Raw genomic sequence first — 15,926 nt, forward strand, 5'->3', positions numbered from 1 at the left:
CAGGCCACTGGCGGCTCCCAATCCGGGTCCCAAATGAAGCGCGGGAGCGTAACCAGGCGTCCGCTGCCGCCGCGGTCTCCTGCGACCGCCCTGTCGTGCTCGGCGACGCGGCAGGCAGGGGTTAGGGAATGACGAGGTCCCACGAGCTGCCGGCGGCATCCAGAGCATGCAGGAGATCTCCGAACGGGTTCGCGGTGCGGCCCACCCTGTTGAGGATGCTCACGGGATCATGATGCACCCCGAACTCACCTCTACATGACTGTCCGTGCTCACCTGTGCACATCTCTCTGTACGCCGACAGGAGTGGGCCGAAGCGGCGAGGGCGTGCCAGGGGCAGGTCGACGCCTGTGCCCGGTAGGAAAGCACCGCCTACTACGCCGCCAAGTTACGTTCGGCCTGGGCCCCCGGGCTATCCGCAACAGCGGCTCAAGACTGAAATCACCCGCGTTATCCGTTCCGCGTGGACAGGCCCGGCGGTATGTGATCAAAACCTATGCCTCCTGTCGCCGGGCGATGGCCGACGGTTCGCGGCCGGCCAGCAGCCAGCCCGCGACGACGGCGACGAGGGGGAGGGCGAGCACGATGGTCAGCGGGTAGCCCGGCGGCACCCGGCCGAACACCGACAGGTCGTGCCGGTAGATCGCGAACATGGCCAGGCACGCGCCGCCGACCCCGAGGATGACGCCGAGCAGCGCCAGTGCTCCGGCGGTGGTGGCCGCGAGGGCGCGCCGGATCGTGCGGGTGGCGCCGGTCGCGGTGAGCGTGCGCAGGTCGGCGGCCGCCTCGCTGCGGATCAGCCCGACGGTCATGGCCAGGATGCCGAGCGCGAACAGGAAGCCGACGGTCACGCAGCACAGCCTGGTGTTGGTGACGGCGGCCTGGTGGTCCCGGGTCTCGACGGTCAGCCCGTTGCTCACCGCGAAGCTCCGCGCGGCGGACTTCTGCGCCTGGGTGAGCGGCCGGTCCGACTGGACGAACCAGCCGGCCCTGATCGTGGTCCAGCCGTGCCGGGTGAGCGCGGCCGCGGTGATGAGCGTGGTGGGCATCGAGGTATAGGCCGGACCGTGGATCCGGCTGATGTCGGGGTCCTGCGAATCGGGGGGGATGACCAGGCGGCCCGGCCGGGTGGTGACGATGTCGGTGGCCGGGCCGATCCGGGCCGGATCGACGCCCAGCAGCCGATACAGGTGCGGCGAGGCGACGTAGGTGGACACGTCCCTGCTCGCCTCGGCGTTGATCGGGACCCCGACCGAGACGGTCATCCGCGATTGGGCACCGTCCGGTCCGGCGTGTTGCGGCATCTCGGACGATACGGCCTTGTCCAGCGGGATGACGGTCGCACCCGGCACCAGCTGGTTCACGTGGTCGGCAAGGGCGGCCAGTTCGGCGGACGTGTGGGTCTGGACCTGGTTGTCCTCGTCTTCTCCGCTGAGCTGCACCATCATCTGCCGGTCGCCGAGGTTGCCGGTCTTGGGCGTCGACTGGAGTCCGGTGAGGACGATGACCAGTACGGCCGGGAGGCCGAGGGCCAGGCTGATGGCCGCCACCGCCGCACCGGACCGGGCCTGGTGCCGGGCCAGGTCGCGCAGCGCCAGCCGTACCGCGATCGGTGCCCGCGCTCCGGCCATCGCCAGCCCCCGGACCGCGCCCGGGGCGGCGAACAGGATGGCCAGCGCGGTGAGCAGGGTGGCCCCGGCGGCCGGCCACGGATGGGTCTTCCCGGCCCAGGCCAGCACCCCGACCCCGGCGGTGAACAGCGCCGCGGCCAGCAGCGCGGACCGGCGAGCCGACGGCCGGACCGGCGGCCGTTCGGCCAGCGCCAGCGTCACCGGCACCCTGCTCACGGATCGGGCCGGCCACCACGCCGCCCCGGTCGAGGTCACGGTCGCCAGCACGAGAAGCACGCCGATCAGCGTCCACGGCACGTGCGACAGAGCGATCCGATGGCCGACCGTGCTCTCCATCCGGGGTGCGACGAGCGGCCACAGGGCCAGCCCGCCGATCGTGCCGAGGACGGCGGCGAGGACTCCGGTCAGCAGGCCGGTGGCGGTCATGACCAGCCGCACCTGCCGGTCGGTCGCGCCGATCGCGGCGAGCATGCCGAGCTGGCGGAGCCTGCGGTGGGCCAGCACCGCGAACGCGGCGGAGGCCACGAACGCGACGAGCAGCAGCAGGATCGTCGCGCCGCCCAGCACCAGCGTGGCCAGCACGACCGCGTCATTGTCGTCGCCAACGCCACTGACCATCGGGTCGGCGGTGGTCAGGCCCAGGTCGCCCGGCCCTGTCTGGCCCTTCGTCAGGACCGACAACGACTGCGGCTGAGTCGAGGCCGGATCGACGAGCACGAACTGGTCGTCCAGGAAGCTCGGGTTCTCCGCGATGCCGACGATGGTACGGGCGTGGCCGTCCAGCGAGATCGTTCCGCCGAGCCGCAGCCCGAGCAGCTGTGCCACACCGTCGGTGACGGCGGCCTCCCCTGCACGAGCGGGATAGCGGCCCTTGCGGATGGCCAGAAGGGCCCCGGCGAACGGGCCGTTGAGCCGCTGCGACCGGTAGTCCACGGGTGTGGCGATGCCGGGCGCCTTCTCGGAGCTGTGCCCGATCACTTCCGCCTTCTTGGGGCTGGCACGGATCTTCGCCAGGTCGGACGCGACCGCCTGCGGGTCCTTCCCGTTCAGCGTCATGACGGTGTCGGCCGTGCCGAGCCTGGGATCGGCGGGAGGCGGCAGATTGTCGATCGTCGCGGCGCCGCAGACCGCCGCGATCATGGTCACGACGAGCAGCACGGTGACCACGGCCTGGGAGTGCCACTCGCGGCGCAGCAGCCGCCACGACCAGCGGACCAGGGCGCGGCGTGCGGGCAGTCCGGGACGCCCGGCCTCCGGCCGGGGCGGGGCGAGGGCGCTCACGGCTCGGCCAGCAGGGACTCGGGTCCGGCCGGCGGCGCGGTCTGGTCGATGGCCACCCCGTCGCGGACGAACACCACCCGGTCCGCCCACGCGGCGAGCTGGGCGTCGTGGGTGGCGAGGACGGCGGTGGCGCCCTTCTTGCAGAAGGTACGCAGCAGCCGGATGACCGCTTCGCCGGTACGGGTGTCCAGGGCGCCGCTCGGCTCGTCGGCCAGCAGCAGCCGCCGCTCCCCGACCAGCGCCCGGGCGATCGCCACCCTTTGCCGCTGCCCACCGGACAGCTCGTCGGGGAAGCGGGTCGCCTGCTCGGCCAGCCCCACCTGCTCCAGCGCCCGCCGGGCGGCCTCAGCGGCTTTTCGGGCCTTCACACCGTCCAGCTCCAGCGGCAGCGCGATGTTCTCCGCGGCGGTCAGGCCGGGCAGCAGGTTGAAGTCCTGGAAGACGTAACCGACGTGGCGGCGGCGCATCCGGGCCTGCTCGGCCCGCGACATCCCGGCGAGCGGGACGCCCTCGACCAGCACCTCGCCGCTGGTCGGCCGCTCCAGGCTGCCCGCGATGGTGAGCAGCGTGGACTTTCCGGAGCCGGACGGGCCCATGACGGCGACCATCTCGCCCGCCCGTACGGACAGGTTCACCCCGGTCAGGGCGTGTACCTCGGCCGGTCCCGACCCGTACACCTTGGTGATCTCGCGCAGTTCCAGGACGGGGCTCATCGGGCCGCCTCCGCCGTACGCTCGGCCGCAGCGCCTTCCGCGGGCTGCAGGTGCCTGAGCCGGGCATCGGCGGCGTCCAACCAGCGCACGGTCGCCTCCAGCCGGAACAACTCTGCGTCGGCCACCAGCAACAGGCCGACGTCATCCGGCCCCGCCTCCTCCTTGAGCCGGGCATAACGGGACATCGTCTCGATCAGGTGCTTGCGGTGCGCTTGCAGGATCGCGGTCACCCGCACCCCCGGCACACGCAGCGCGACCAGCACCTTGATGACCAGCTCGTCGCGCGGTGGCACGTCCGCCGCGGGCGGGGTGGCGAGCCAGGCCCGCAGTTCCTCGCCGCCCGCCTCGGTGATCCGGTAGCTCTTCTGCGAGCCCGGCTCCTCGGCGTCGTCGGAGACCACGAGGCCGTCGCGCTCCAGCCGCTGCACCGTGGTGTAGACCTGGCCCACGTTGAGCGGCCAGACCTCCCCGGTACGAGCCTCGAACTCCTGGCGCAGTTGCAGTCCGTACTTCGGGCCCTCGCTGAGCAGGGCCAGCAAGGCGTGTCGCACGCTCATGGGCAGCCACCTCGATAGGAATATACCGGGTATAATACTCAGTATAGTTGGCCAGTCCGCAACCGAACTGCGTGTTCGCCGGCGTCCGGCCTCTCGTACGGCAGCATCACCGCCTCCCGATCGCTGGTTCCTGGCACCTGACGTCTTGGTGCATCTCGAACACACCATGGTCATGACAGAGGAGGAGTGGCAGAACGATCCGTGGGCGAGACGATGTCCGGGAACCGCCGCCGACCTCACCTTGCGCGGACGTACCTCGGAATCACTCCATGCCCTGATACCCGCCTTGCCGGATCAATGGTTCGCTTGACGGCATCCCCTTCCTCGGGAGACGCCGCCCTCGGGTGGCGCCTCGTCCGCTGATCGCCTGCCGGACTGTGCAGGGGCGCACGAAGCGTTCACTGCGTCATCCTGTCGCAGGGGAGAGTTGGAGCCGAAAGACGATGCGGTCGACCGTGGGCCCGTCGTAGTCGGCGACGGGCCCGGTGAGCGTGAAACCCATCGCGGTGTGGAAGGCGATGGAACCGCGGTTCTGCGGGGAGGTGATCGCCTTGACCGTCGTGCGATGCTCGGCCGCCACTAGATCGAAAAACCCCTGGTAAAGGCGACGGGCCAGCCCGTTGCCACGAAGGCGGGGGGCAACGCCGACGGCGTGGATGTAGGCGGTGTCAGGCATCGAATGGGACAGGAGCCCGATGAGGAAGCCTGCAAGGCCATCGCCGTCTTCGGCCACCAGGCTGGTGCGATGGAAGTGGTCCAAGAACAGACGGGGCAGGATCGACCCGATCGGCCGCCCCCACCAGTCATCCATCACGCTGACGATGCGGTCGTAATCCTCCGGCTCAGCCGGCCGCAGATGCACGATCATGATCGTCCCGGCAACGCCCGTCCCTGTCCAGAGTCCTTGGCGACTCGTCCTGTTCGGACTTTAAGGCGTCGAGGTGCAGTTGCCGGGGGCCGCGGTGCGTAGGAACTCGGCCGAGGCCCGGGCACCGGCGAACTGGTTCGAGCAGGCCCTGGACTACGCCACGCAGCCGCTGGCCGTGGATGTGGGGGCGGATGGTCAGGGCCGGTGGGACGCGGACCGGGGCCTGCGGATTGGATCGTCCACCACCGAGTGCTTCACCTGCGGAGCCACGCCGCCGCCCAGGCGGCTCGGGTGCCGGTGGCCGATCGCCCGGCCCCGGGGGACCTCCGGGACCGGGCGTACGCTTCGGGGGCGTCAGGTGCTGATGAAGGCGGGGCAGTGGATGCGCCGCGTCGGGCCCCACTGGCGGGCCGTGTTTCCGCTCGTGAGCGTGGCGGACGCCTTGTAGGTGTAGGTGGTGCCGGCGGGGCAGTGGTACTTCACCGTCGCCACGCAGTTGCCGGCCTTGCGCTTGCAGGTGGCGTACGGCTTGAGGCTCTGGTAGCCGTAAAAGCGGCCCCGCCACAGCTTCGCGATCGCGTCGGGCGGGAATTTGGCGCACTTGCCCGCCCACACCTTCGCCATGATCGTGCGCCCCTTCCGGTACGGCTTGCCGACCACGTACTTGCACGGCTTCGCCGGAAACGCCGCAGCCGCCGCCCCCCCGGCCGCCGACGCCGACGGCCCGGCCGCCGACACCGCCGGCGGGGCCGCCTGCGGGGCCGCCTGCGCCGGAGCGGCCAGCCCGAGAACACCCGCGATCATGAACATTCCCGCCAGCACCGCCGCCGGCACCCTGCGTCGTACTGAGCCCATCGAGACCTCCAGTCACTTGAGATGGGCCAATCCCAGCACGTCGGAGCCCGTTCGAGCCCCCCTCCGGCCGTTCGGGATAGTCCCGAACGGCCAGGGACCGCGGCCGGACCGGATCGCTTATCGCGCCGAGCCGGAACACAGCGCCCGGCTCGTTTCGCAACCCCGCACGACTGCCCCCGGCCACCCGGGCGCCGCCGCCCGCCCGGGCACCGCCGGTTAGGACAGGCCAGCACGCCCCGGCCCGCGCCCTGGTCCGGGCGGCCGGTGCGCCGCCGCCCCGCGCCGCGAACGCGCCGTAAGCGTGCCGGGGATGCGGCGGGGGCGGGTCAGGGTGTCACCAGTTCCGGGGGGCGATCAGTTCCTCGCAATCAACCCCGCTGAATCCATAGAAGGCGGCCACGGACCAAAACTCTTCACCGATCATCTCGCGCGCGGTGGTCTCGATTTCGCTGCCGGCCTCACCGAACTCGGTCTCCAGGTCGTTGAACTCCTCGGTCGCCGCATGCGTCAGCCGGTAGAGCCCCGCGAGATCGGTCGGCTGGACGGCCTCGATCCGCTCGCACAGCCGCAGCAGGATCGCTTTGCCCTTGTCGACGAGGTGATCGGGGAAGTATCCGTCGTTGTACATCCCGGTGAGGAAATCGTGGTCGAGCACTTTCTGATTGGTCAATCGCATTGCCGTGTCCTCGTCTTCGTCGGTGATCGTGCTGATTGTGGACGGCGGGACCGACATTGCACTCGCGAGCCGCCTCAACCTGGACCTCGACCGATTTCCCCCTCCCACTCCGGTCAGCCTCACCCGCGCGGTGGGCCGCTGGGACCGGCCCGTCCGTGCGGAAGATCATCAAGAACCGAAGTACACCGGCTACATGTTCGGCCGGAGTAGGGCTACTTGACCCATGGAACGGGCTCCGTGTCTGTGACCCACCCGCTTGTGACCCACCCGCTTGTGCCCCACCCGCTTGTGCCCCACCCGCTTGTGCCCCACCCGCTTGTGAGCCGAACGCGCGGTAGGTACTGCCCCTGATAGGGCAGTTGCGGAGGGTAGTGCCGGTGCGTGAAGCGAATCTGGTCCCTGTCTCGCCTGCTCAGCACGTACCGTGTTGAGCTGAGCACGGTCCTATGCAGAACTTGCCGTGAGTACTGGGACCGTAGCCTCGCGGTCGCGCCGTCGTTGTATCAACTGGATGGGGTGTGGCTCTTCCGCAGTGACCCCAGCAGCACCTATCCACCGGATGGGATCGTTCCCTGAGAACGAGCCGCACCGAACGCCGGGTGGACGCCGTGTCCCTATGGAGCGGGTTCAGTCGAGGCGCTGTGCGGCGGCGGCGCGGACCTCGGACATTTCCATAGGGTCGTCGCGCAGGAAGCGCAGGCGTGCGCAGGTGCGATCGGTGAGCTGGACGTGGGCGGCGGCCAGTTCCCGGACGTCGGCCTCGCAGTCCCACAGTCCCTCGGACAACTGCCATGGGGGCTCTCCCGGGGATGCGAACGCCATGAGCGCCTTGAGGAGGGCAGCACGTTCGTAGGTGTGGGGGGAGAACCACAGTCGCTTGAGCCGCGGCACGATCTGTGCCGCCTCATCGCCTCCGATACGGGTCAGCCCCGCGACCAGGTGCCGGTAGCAGCGGCTGAGGCCCCCATCGCGCGTACGCACGCGGTCCACCGCCTCCAGCAGGGCGGGAACATCACGCTCGTCGCCCGTCCTGGCCAAGACCCAGACGGAAAGCCAGTACTGGGGGTGATCGGGTGTCGCTGCCCACCGGCGGGCCTGCGCCAGTTCAGGATCTGCAGTCGGCTCGGGCAGCGGGCGGGCAGTGGCTTTCCGGGCGTCCTCGATCGCTGCTGCGATGCGCTCGTCACGCTCGGCCCACCGTGTCCACGGCAAGGACCTGCACAGGATCAGGTCGCGGTCGACAGTGGCGATGCGGTCCCGCAAACGCGGATACAGATCGTCCCATAACTCCGCGTCCCAACTGGAGCCCGCCATGTGCAGGGCTCGGAGCCAGTGCGGGCCTTGGACGATGTGGCGGCGCACACCGTCGACCGCCTGGCGATTTCCGGCGCGGCCGAGGACCTCCAGCACCTCCAGGGTCAGGGCCGCGCCGTTCTCGTCGTCCTCGGGTGGGGCCTGATCCAGCCCGGCCAGGAGGCGGTCGATCGGGATCTCCAGGTCACAGACCAGACGAGCCAGATAGACGGCACGCTCATCGACGTCCCACGACCAGCGGTGGTCGCGACGCAGGCAGGACAGCACCGCTTCGACGGCGGCGGCAGGGTCGGCCATCGCTTCGATCACACCGCGGCCCATTCCGCGTTGGAGGGCGCCCAGCAGAGTGTTGGGGTGGGCGTAGAAGTCTTCTTCGTCATCCATCGCCCAGCAGCCTGCCCAGTCGGCCTTCCCAGCGCGAACGATTTTGGGCGAGGCTCGTTCTCACGAAAGAGGCGATCATGAGGGACGGCAACGGGCCAGCGGTGAACTTGCAGCTAGGCGCGTGGTACCCCCTACCGGATTCGAACCGGCGCTACCGCCTTGAAAGGGCGGCGTCCTAGGCCGCTAGACGAAGGGGGCCCGGTGGTGGCGGAGATGGTCGCCACTCGACCTCGTCAGTGTAGAGGACGTGGCGGGGCGGCGTGCAAACGGTTAGCCGGGTTCGGTGGTGCGGGTGGGGGACGGGCGGCGGGCGCCGCTCGGCGTGCTCTCGGTGGGGGTCGGGCTGCGGGACGGCCAGTCGGACGGGAACTCGGTGGGGAACGGGGAGGTCGGGGACGCGGGGGGTGAGGAGGCCGGGGGCTGGGGGCTGACGGTGCGGTCGGGGGCGGGCTCCAGGTGGCGTTCGATCTGGGCGGAGGTGAGGCCGAGGCCGCCGAGGCGCAGGTCGTCCCAGCCCTGGAGGCGGTGGGTGGCGCGGCTGAAGTAGAGGACGGAGAGTTCGATCGGGGTGGGCTCCTCGTGTTCGAGGCCGCGGAGGCCGGCGCCGCCGGTGGAGCCCTGGACGAAGAGGCGGGTGCCGGTCGGGAGGAACCTGGTGGAGCGGGAGTGGGTGTGGCCGGAGAGGATCAGGGGCGTGACGCCGGAGAACGCCTCGCCCTCGGTGGGGTCGTGGGCGACGACGATGTCAGGGGTCGTGCCGGACGCGCGGAGCTTGTTGGCATGGCGGAGGCCCTCGGCGCGTAGCTGGTCGGCGCCGACGAAGTCGTCGCGGGTGCTCTTGTCCGGGGTGAAGCGGGGGTCGCCGACGCCGTAGATGCGCAGGCCCGCGACGTCGCGGGTGTCGTCGTCCAGGACGATGGCGTTCTTCTGCCGGCCGACGGCCTTCTGGGTCTCCTTGGAGTCGTGGTTCCCGCGGACGTAGACGTAGGGGATCTTCAGGTCTTCGATGGAGTCGGCGAACTTGTCCTCTGCCTTGCTGCCGTGGTCCATGAGGTCGCCGCTGTCGATGACGAGGTCGACCTTGAATTGGGTGGAGACGGATTTGATGACGTTCCAGGCGGCGGGGTTGAGGTGGATGTCGGAGACGGCCAGGACGCGGATGGTGGACGGGTCCGGCTCGTAGGTGGGGAGGGTCGAGGTGGTCGTGTACAGCTCGGAGACGTTGCCGACGAGGCGGGCGAGCTGGGCGCGGTAGGCGGAGAAGCGTTCGACGATGCTGCGCGCGTCGCCGACGATCTGCGGGGCGTTGGCGAGCACGCCGGTGTAGCGGGGTTCGGCGATCGACTGCGGGTTGAACGTCGCCCAGGTCAGGAGGGTGACGGCGACGAGGCCGGCGGCGGCGGACGACAGGCCGAGCAGGGCGCGGCGCCAGGAGCGGAAGAGGGCGAGGGACGCGACGAAGCTCGCGGCGAGGGCGATCAGGACGGCGCGGATCAGCAGTTCGATGAGGCCGTGCCGGATCTGGCCGGCGATCCGGTCGGTGAGGCGGTCGAGTTCGGTGTCGTCCTCGATCAGCTTCTTGGCCTGTTCGGGGCGCAGGTCGGTGATGCGGGCCTCGAGGGAGACAGGGCCCTGGTGGGTGTTGAGCTGGAGGGAGCCCAGCGGGGGCAGCCTGAGCGTCGTCCCGCCGTGCAGGGACGGCTGGAGGGTGAGTTGGACGTCGGTGGGGCCGACCGGTGTGACGTAGCGTCCGCCGCCGATGAGTCCGAGGTAGCCGCCGGCCAGGCCGATGACGACGACGAGGGCGATGCGCGTCCAGCGGTGGGTGAGGAACGGGGAGACGCGGGAGCCGTACGCGCGGGCGCGGTCGGCGGTGGCGGCGCCGAGGGCGCGGAGTGTCGCCAGGGCCTTGGTCAACCGGACCTCGGGCACGTGTTCCCCTTCTATCGAGCAGAATCGATGGCGTGATGGAGTTGTCGCGCGATGAGTTCGAGGACCTCGTGGGCGAGGCCCTCGACACCATCCCACCCGAGCTGACCGCCCACATGCGCAACGTCGTCATCGTCGTCGAGGACGATGCGCCCGAGCGAGGCCTTCTCGGCCTGTATCAGGGCGTACCCCTCACTGAGCGCGGCGACTGGTACGGAGCCGTCCTCCCCGATCACATTTCGATCTACCGCAGGGAGATCCTCCGGATTTGCGACACCAGGGAGGACGTAGTGGAAGAAGTCCGGATAACAGTGGTACATGAGATCGCACACCACTTCGGCATGGACGACGAGAAGTTGCACGAACTCGGATACTGACGCAAGGAATTGCGCACTGTAGGTCACGCGACTGCCACGCAGCGTGAGTTAATAAGGGGAGGGCGCCCGGCACCGGGCGGGCTGAACTGGAGCGTGCGTGGCGGGAAGGCAGACCGGCCGGCATCGGCGTCCGGCGGAGGAGCAGGCGACCTATCGCGAGGTGTTCGCGCTCGGAGAGTTCCGCGCCCTCTGGGCGGCGCAGGCGCTGTCGTACATCGGGGACCAGTTGGCGCAGGTCGCGCTGGCCGTCCTCGTGTACGACCACACCCGGTCGACGCTGCTGACGGCGCTGGTGTACGCGCTGACCTACATCCCGCCGATCGTGGGGGGCCCGGTGCTGTCCGGGCTGGCCGACCTGTTCCCGCGCCGCACCGTAATGATCGTCTGCGATGTGCTGCGGGCGGCGCTGGTGGCGGTCATGGCGGTGGTGGCGATGCCGGTGGGGGCGCTGTCCGCGCTGGTCTTCCTCGTCGTCCTGCTGGGCACGCCGTTCTCCGCCGCGCGCGCCGCCGTCATGCCGGACGTCCTGGAGGGCGACAGATATGTGGCGGGCTCGGCGATCGCCAACATCACCCACCAGGTCACGCAGGTGCTCGGCTTCCTGGCGGGCGGCGCGATCGTCGCGATCGTCGGGACGTACGAGGCACTCGCCCTGGACGCGCTGACGTTCGGCGCGTCCGCCGTCATCCTGGTCGGCGGGCTCCGGCGGCGGGCGGCTCCGCGCCGCCGCGAGCGCGAGTCGCTGGGCCTGCTGCGCGGGACGCGCGACGGCGCGCGGCTCGTGTTCGGCGACCCGGTGCTGCGGTCGCTGGTGCTGTTCGCGTGGCTGTGCGCGTTCTACGTGATCCCCGAGGGCCTGGCCGTCCCGTACGCGGCGACGTTCGGCGGCGGCGCGGTGACCGCCGGGCTGCTGCTGGCGGCGATGCCGACCGGGATGGTGGTCGGTTCGCTGCTGTTCAGCCGGTTCGTCCGTCCCACGAACCGGCTGCACGCCATGGGGTGGATGTCGATGCTCGCCTGCCTCCCGCTGATCGGCGCGAGCGTCCACCCGCCGCTGTGGTGGGTGGTCGCGCTGTGGGCGCTGTCGGGCGTCGGCAGCGCCTACCAGCTGGTGGCGAACACGGCGTTCGTCGCGGCGGTGCCGGCGGCCGGCCGGGGGCAGGCGTTCGGGCTCGCCCAGTCCGGCATCCTCGCCGGGCAGGGCGTCGGCATCCTCGTCGGCGGCGCCGCCGCGCAGGTCCTCGGGCCGGAGACCGTGGTGGCGCTCGCGGGCGCCCTCGGCCTGTCGGCCGCGGCGATGCTGACGCTCGGCTGGAACCAGGTCCGCGGCGGCGTCATCGCCGGGACGCGCGCCAGCCCCGTCGTCGTCGCCTCGCCGTCCGGCGCGGGCGGCGACGAGCTGTCGCGTGCCGGCCGTTCGGCGTCCTAGGCGCTGGTGCGGTTCTTGCCGACCGCGTCCTTCGTCTTCTGGACGGCTTCCTGCACCTTCGGGGAGTCGCTCGCCTTCTTGAACAGGTCCTCGGCGATCGACGTCGGCTCGCCCTCCTCGGGGATGAGCACCCAGGCGAGGATGTAGATCCCGATCCCGGCGCCGCCGAACAGCGTGAAGACGGCGAGGCCGAGCCGCAGGATGTTGGGGTCGACGCCGAGGAACCGCGCGGCGCCCGAGCAGACGCCCGCGAGCATGCGGCCCTCGTGGGTGCGGCGGAGCTGTTTGCCTGTGTTCTTCTCCATGTCCATGCCTCGATCATGCCCAGCTGAGCGCCGAACCGACATCGGGATTCGCCCTGATTCGTCCCTGAGCGCATACCCTGGCATCCCAGGGGCGGGCGTGCGTCCGCTCACCGCCGGGCGGCCGTGACCGGGCCGGACGCGTTCCGTTAAGGAACGCTTGAACCCTCCGCGTAGGGTTATTGACTGGATGTCCTGCCATCGACCTGGGCAGACTCGTCCAGGACTAGCGATCTAACAGAGGGAGCGGCATGAGAGTCGGCATCGTCGGGGCCACCGGACAGGTCGGGGCCAAGATGCTCGAAATCCTGGCCGAACGCGGATTCCCGGTCGACGAGCTGCGGCTGTTCGCCTCCGCGCGCTCCGCGGGGCGCAGGCTCCCGTGGGACGGCGCCGAGATCACCGTCGAGGACGCGGAGACCGCCGACTACGCCGGCCTCGACATCGTGCTGTTCTCCGCGGGCAAGACCACGTCCAAGGCGCTGGCGCCGAAGGTCGCCGCCGCGGGCGCGGTCGTGATCGACAACTCCTCCGGCTGGCGGATGGACCCGGACGTCCCGCTCGTCGTCGCCGAGGTCAACCCGCACGCCGCGGCGAACCGGCCGAAGGGCATCATCGCGAACCCGAACTGCACCACCATGGCCGCGATGCCGGTGCTGCGCCCGCTGCACGCCGAGGCCGGGCTGGCCGCGCTCGTCGTCTCCACCTACCAGGCCGTGTCGGGCAGCGGTCTCGCGGGCGTTGCGGAGCTGCACGACCAGGCGTCCAAGGTCGTGCAGGGCGCCGACAGGCTCACCCACTCCGGCTCCGCGGTGGACTTCCCGGAGCCGTCGGTCTACGTGCGCCCGATCGCGTTCAACGTCCTGCCGATGGCGGGCTCGATCGTGGACGACGGCCTCGCCGAGACCGACGAGGAGCAGAAGCTCCGCAACGAGAGCCGCAAGATCCTGGAGATCCCGGACCTGAAGGTGTCGGGCACCTGCGTCCGCGTCCCCGTCTTCACCGGCCACTCCCTGCAGGTCAACGCGCGGTTCGACCGTCCGATCAGCCCGGAGCGGGCGAGCGAGCTGCTCTCCGGCGCGCCCGGCGTCGTCCTGTCGGACGTCCCGACCCCGTTGCAGGCCGCGGGCCAGGACCCGACCCTCGTGGGCCGCATCCGCCGCGACGAGACCGTGGAGAACGGCCTCGCGCTGTTCTGCTCCGGCGACAACCTCCGCAAGGGCGCCGCCCTGAACACCGTCCAGATCGCCGAGCTCGTCGCCGCCGAGTAGGACCTGACGCGCCTGACCTGACGCCTTCGCCTAACGCGCTCGCCCTCCTCGGACCTCCAGGGATTCGAGGAGGGCGGCGGTGCTCTGGGCGATCTCCGCGACGGCCCGGTCGAACGCCTCGGCGTTGTGGGACGCGGGCGCGCGGAACCCGGAGATCTTGCGGACGTACTGGAGCGCGGCCGCCCGGACCTCCTCGTCGGTCACGTCCTCGGCGTACGGCGGGCGGAGCGTCTTGATACTGCGGCACATACCTTCATTGTCGCTCCCGCCTCTGACATCGCCACCTCTGACATCGTCACCTCTGGCAGCGAGGGGCCCCGGGCGGTTCTGCCTGGGAACTCGGGGCAGAACCGCCCGGGGGCCGGCGGGGGGCGGGGACCCCGCCGGCGGGTGCGCGGACCGGGCCGAGATCCGTTCCGCGCCTCCGCCGGGCGTCAGCCCGGATTCTGGGTGGGACGGGCTGACCTGCAGTGCATCGCGGCGGCCGGCCGGGTGTCAACGAATCCATCCGGCACTGGATTTTCAATTGTGTGAACGGCCTCGTGGAAAACCCTGAAACCGGCCTCCGGCCTGCGCTTTCCGTGGTGATCGTCAGGACTGGGTGATCTCGGTGTCGCCGGGCCCGCCCGGACGCCGGAGTTCATCGCGAGAAGTCGTTCAGCAGGACGCCTCGCCGCTCTGTACCGGGACGTTGATCGCGCTCCAGGCCGCCTTCACCGCGTTGCACTCGGTCGCCGAGCCGGGGAACAGCGCCCGCGCCGCGTTGATCGTCTCTACGCGGGCGCGGGCGTGGCTCCAGCTCGTGACCTTGCGGTTCAGCCCGCCCATGAAGATCTGGCCGGCCTTCTTGACGCCGATGCCGGTCACGGTCGAGCCGTTACAGGTCGGGCTGGCCGGTTTGCCGGACGGGTTCGAGCCTTCGGCCAGCAGGTAGAACCAGTGGTTCTGCGGTCCGGCCGCCGCGTGCACCTCGGTGCTCGGGATCGCCGACGAGTAGCAGTTCGGGTCGCCCAGCGCGGACGGGTTGTACATGTTGCGGATCGGGCCGGAGCCGACCAGGTCGACCTCCTCGCCCACCAGGTAGTCCGGCGGGTCGAAGGTGGACGGCTCGTTCATGTAGTGCTCGGTCAGCGCCCCGAAGATGTCGCCGGCCGACTCGTTCATGCCGCCCTTCTCGTTGCCGCTGCCGCCGCTGGCGCCACCGGGGGTGGTGCTGAAGACCGCGTGGCCGTTCTCGTGCCCGACCACGTCCACCGACGTGGCCTGCCTGGTGCCCGCCTGGTTGCGGCCGAAGTTGGTGTAGCTGCCGTTCCAGTAGGCGTTGGCCTGGTTGAGCCCGACGCGCAGGGGGAACCCGCCGCCGCTGCCGTTGATGCCGCTGCGGCCGAGCCAGCTGCCCAGCATGTCCCATTCCTTCTGGACGGCGTACAGGGCGTCCACGCAGGCGGTCTCCAGGTTGGTGCCGCCGCCGGTGCCCCAGGCGCTGTCGCTTCCGGTGTAGGTGGAACCGTTCTGGCCGCCGCAGCGGATGCCGGAGCGCGCCGGGTCCGACATGGACGTGGCGGCGGTGCTGAGGTCGACGGTGCCGTGGTAGTAGCTCTTGTCGTCGGCCGCGTCCCGGACCTCGTCCCAGGTCTGGACGACCTTGCCGGTCTTCGCGTCGACGAACACGTGCAGCTTGGTCGGGGCGTTCTTGCGGGCGCCGCTCACGACGGTCTCGTAGACGAGTCGTCCCGTGCCCTCGGCGAGGACCGTCAGGCGGGGCGCGGACGCGCTGTCGACCCGGGAGACCCTGGCCCGGGAGGTCGCGGCGGCCTTCGCCGCGCTGACCGTCGCCTTCGTCGAGACGTCGAGCTTCCTCGTCTGGCCGACGGAGGTGTCCAGGACGCCGCCGGCGGCGTCGGTCGTGACGACGAAGTCGCCGCCGTAGACGGGCAGGCCGTCATAGGTGCGCTCGTACTGGACGTACTGCAGGCCGCGCAGTCCGGAGGTGACGCCGCTCCGGACGATCTGGTCCTTGGCGGCCTTCTTGAACGCGGCGGGCTTCGCCGCGACCAGCCGGTCGGCCGATGCGGCGGCGACGAGGCGCGGGTCCGGCCTGGCCGGGGCCGCGGGTGCGGTGCGGGATGTCGCACCTGTGGCGGGGGAGGACAGCGCCATGGCGAGGCCGACGGACAGCGCCGTCGCCCCAATCGCGGTCTGGCGTCTCACGGGGGGCTCCTTCCACGTGCCGGACGGTGCGGGGGACACGTGGAGGTCCTTATGGGAGGGCTCCGCGGGGCCGCCGCTCGCCCGGCGGGGGTAGGGATGGGGGACTCATCCGGATGAGCTGCCACGAAGTG

15 protein-coding genes and 1 tRNA gene are annotated in these 15,926 nt (G+C 70.7%); 4 read left to right on the top strand and 12 right to left on the bottom strand.

Annotation, left to right across the window (positions count from 1 at the left end; translation table 11 throughout):
* Positions 1–491 precede the first annotated feature (491 nt).
* The 6 genes from SM418_RS11185 to SM418_RS11210 form a co-directional block, all read right to left on the bottom strand.
* The gene (locus SM418_RS11185; protein ID WP_371940672.1) at positions 492–2,909 is read right to left on the bottom strand and encodes an FtsX-like permease family protein; all 2,418 of its coding nucleotides are present in this window, start codon (positions 2,907–2,909) and stop codon (positions 492–494) included.
* A complete protein-coding gene (locus SM418_RS11190) occupies positions 2,906–3,622 on the bottom strand; it encodes an ABC transporter ATP-binding protein (protein ID WP_371940671.1) in 717 nt (238 codons plus the stop codon). The genes SM418_RS11185 and SM418_RS11190 overlap by 4 nt, the downstream gene beginning before the upstream one ends.
* Positions 3,619–4,179, bottom strand: a complete 561-nt coding sequence (locus SM418_RS11195) for a PadR family transcriptional regulator (protein ID WP_371940670.1) — start codon at positions 4,177–4,179, stop codon at positions 3,619–3,621. The genes SM418_RS11190 and SM418_RS11195 overlap by 4 nt, the downstream gene beginning before the upstream one ends.
* Before the next feature lie 406 nt (positions 4,180–4,585).
* The gene (locus SM418_RS11200; RefSeq protein ID WP_371940669.1) at positions 4,586–5,047 is read right to left on the bottom strand and encodes a GNAT family N-acetyltransferase; all 462 of its coding nucleotides are present in this window, start codon (positions 5,045–5,047) and stop codon (positions 4,586–4,588) included.
* 354 nt (positions 5,048–5,401) lie between these two features.
* Entirely contained in the window at positions 5,402–5,902 is a 501-nt protein-coding gene (locus tag SM418_RS11205; RefSeq protein ID WP_371940668.1) for a hypothetical protein, read from the bottom strand.
* Between the two features lie 334 nt (positions 5,903–6,236).
* Positions 6,237–6,578: a DUF5713 family protein gene (locus SM418_RS11210; protein WP_371940667.1), complete on the bottom strand. Its 342-nt coding sequence runs from the start codon at positions 6,576–6,578 to the stop codon at positions 6,237–6,239.
* Between the two features lie 22 nt (positions 6,579–6,600).
* On the opposite strand from SM418_RS11210, the gene SM418_RS11215 reads away from it, so the two are divergent.
* Positions 6,601–6,798, top strand: a complete 198-nt coding sequence (locus SM418_RS11215) for a hypothetical protein (RefSeq protein WP_371940666.1) — start codon at positions 6,601–6,603, stop codon at positions 6,796–6,798.
* 407 nt (positions 6,799–7,205) lie between these two features.
* Here SM418_RS11215 and SM418_RS11220 read toward each other — a convergent pair whose 3' ends face one another.
* The 3 genes from SM418_RS11220 to SM418_RS11230 all read right to left on the bottom strand — a co-directional run bounded on the left by SM418_RS11220 (position 7,206) and on the right by SM418_RS11230 (position 10,208).
* Positions 7,206–8,276, bottom strand: coding sequence for a hypothetical protein (locus SM418_RS11220; protein ID WP_371940665.1), 1,071 nt, complete (start codon positions 8,274–8,276; stop codon positions 7,206–7,208).
* A 122-nt stretch (positions 8,277–8,398) separates the two neighbouring features.
* Positions 8,399–8,474, bottom strand: a tRNA-Glu gene (locus SM418_RS11225).
* Between the two features lie 72 nt (positions 8,475–8,546).
* The gene (locus SM418_RS11230) at positions 8,547–10,208 is read right to left on the bottom strand and encodes a metallophosphoesterase family protein (protein WP_371940664.1); all 1,662 of its coding nucleotides are present in this window, start codon (positions 10,206–10,208) and stop codon (positions 8,547–8,549) included.
* A 32-nt stretch (positions 10,209–10,240) separates the two neighbouring features.
* Here SM418_RS11230 and SM418_RS11235 point away from each other — a divergent pair, with 32 nt between their 5' ends.
* A complete protein-coding gene (locus SM418_RS11235) occupies positions 10,241–10,582 on the top strand; it encodes a metallopeptidase family protein (RefSeq protein ID WP_371940663.1) in 342 nt (113 codons plus the stop codon).
* A 97-nt stretch (positions 10,583–10,679) separates the two neighbouring features.
* Positions 10,680–12,011, top strand: coding sequence for an MFS transporter (locus tag SM418_RS11240; RefSeq protein WP_371940662.1), 1,332 nt, complete (start codon positions 10,680–10,682; stop codon positions 12,009–12,011).
* Here the strand turns inward: SM418_RS11240 and SM418_RS11245 are convergent.
* Positions 12,008–12,322 carry a PspC domain-containing protein gene (locus SM418_RS11245; RefSeq protein ID WP_371940661.1) on the bottom strand — a complete coding sequence of 105 codons (315 nt, stop codon included), beginning with the start codon at positions 12,320–12,322 and terminating at the stop codon, positions 12,008–12,010. The genes SM418_RS11240 and SM418_RS11245 overlap by 4 nt on opposite strands.
* Positions 12,323–12,564: 242 nt before the next feature.
* Between SM418_RS11245 and SM418_RS11250 the strand changes: the two genes are divergently transcribed.
* Positions 12,565–13,584, top strand: coding sequence for an aspartate-semialdehyde dehydrogenase (locus tag SM418_RS11250; protein WP_371940660.1), 1,020 nt, complete (start codon positions 12,565–12,567; stop codon positions 13,582–13,584).
* A 30-nt stretch (positions 13,585–13,614) separates the two neighbouring features.
* Here SM418_RS11250 and SM418_RS11255 read toward each other — a convergent pair whose 3' ends face one another.
* Both SM418_RS11255 and SM418_RS11260 read right to left on the bottom strand, forming a co-directional pair.
* Positions 13,615–13,833, bottom strand: a complete 219-nt coding sequence (locus tag SM418_RS11255; protein ID WP_371940659.1) for a DUF2277 domain-containing protein — start codon at positions 13,831–13,833, stop codon at positions 13,615–13,617.
* A gap of 408 nt (positions 13,834–14,241) precedes the next feature.
* Positions 14,242–15,795 (bottom strand): M4 family metallopeptidase, encoded by a 1,554-nt coding sequence (locus tag SM418_RS11260; protein WP_371940658.1) that lies wholly within the window; start codon positions 15,793–15,795, stop codon positions 14,242–14,244.
* Positions 15,796–15,926: the final 131 nt, after the last annotated feature.

It is taken from the genome of Actinomadura chokoriensis (assembly GCF_041463665.1).
Lineage (GTDB): Bacteria > Actinomycetota > Actinomycetes > Streptosporangiales > Streptosporangiaceae > Spirillospora > Spirillospora chokoriensis_A.

What these genes read in the sequence shown, in the direction of transcription:
- SM418_RS11205 (WP_371940668.1), bottom strand. Translation starts at nt 5,902, where the DNA reads ATGGGCTCAGTACGACGCAGGGTGCCGGCGGCGGTGCTGGCGGGAATG.
- SM418_RS11195 (WP_371940670.1), bottom strand. Translation starts at nt 4,179, where the DNA reads ATGAGCGTGCGACACGCCTTGCTGGCCCTGCTCAGCGAGGGCCCGAAG.
- SM418_RS11190 (WP_371940671.1), bottom strand. Translation starts at nt 3,622, where the DNA reads ATGAGCCCCGTCCTGGAACTGCGCGAGATCACCAAGGTGTACGGGTCG.
- SM418_RS11255 (WP_371940659.1), bottom strand. Translation starts at nt 13,833, where the DNA reads ATGTGCCGCAGTATCAAGACGCTCCGCCCGCCGTACGCCGAGGACGTG.
- SM418_RS11210 (WP_371940667.1), bottom strand. Translation starts at nt 6,578, where the DNA reads ATGCGATTGACCAATCAGAAAGTGCTCGACCACGATTTCCTCACCGGG.
- SM418_RS11245 (WP_371940661.1), bottom strand. Translation starts at nt 12,322, where the DNA reads ATGGACATGGAGAAGAACACAGGCAAACAGCTCCGCCGCACCCACGAG.
- SM418_RS11220 (WP_371940665.1), bottom strand. Translation starts at nt 8,276, where the DNA reads ATGGATGACGAAGAAGACTTCTACGCCCACCCCAACACTCTGCTGGGC.
- SM418_RS11250 (WP_371940660.1), top strand. Translation starts at nt 12,565, where the DNA reads ATGAGAGTCGGCATCGTCGGGGCCACCGGACAGGTCGGGGCCAAGATG.
- SM418_RS11200 (WP_371940669.1), bottom strand. Translation starts at nt 5,047, where the DNA reads ATGATCGTGCATCTGCGGCCGGCTGAGCCGGAGGATTACGACCGCATC.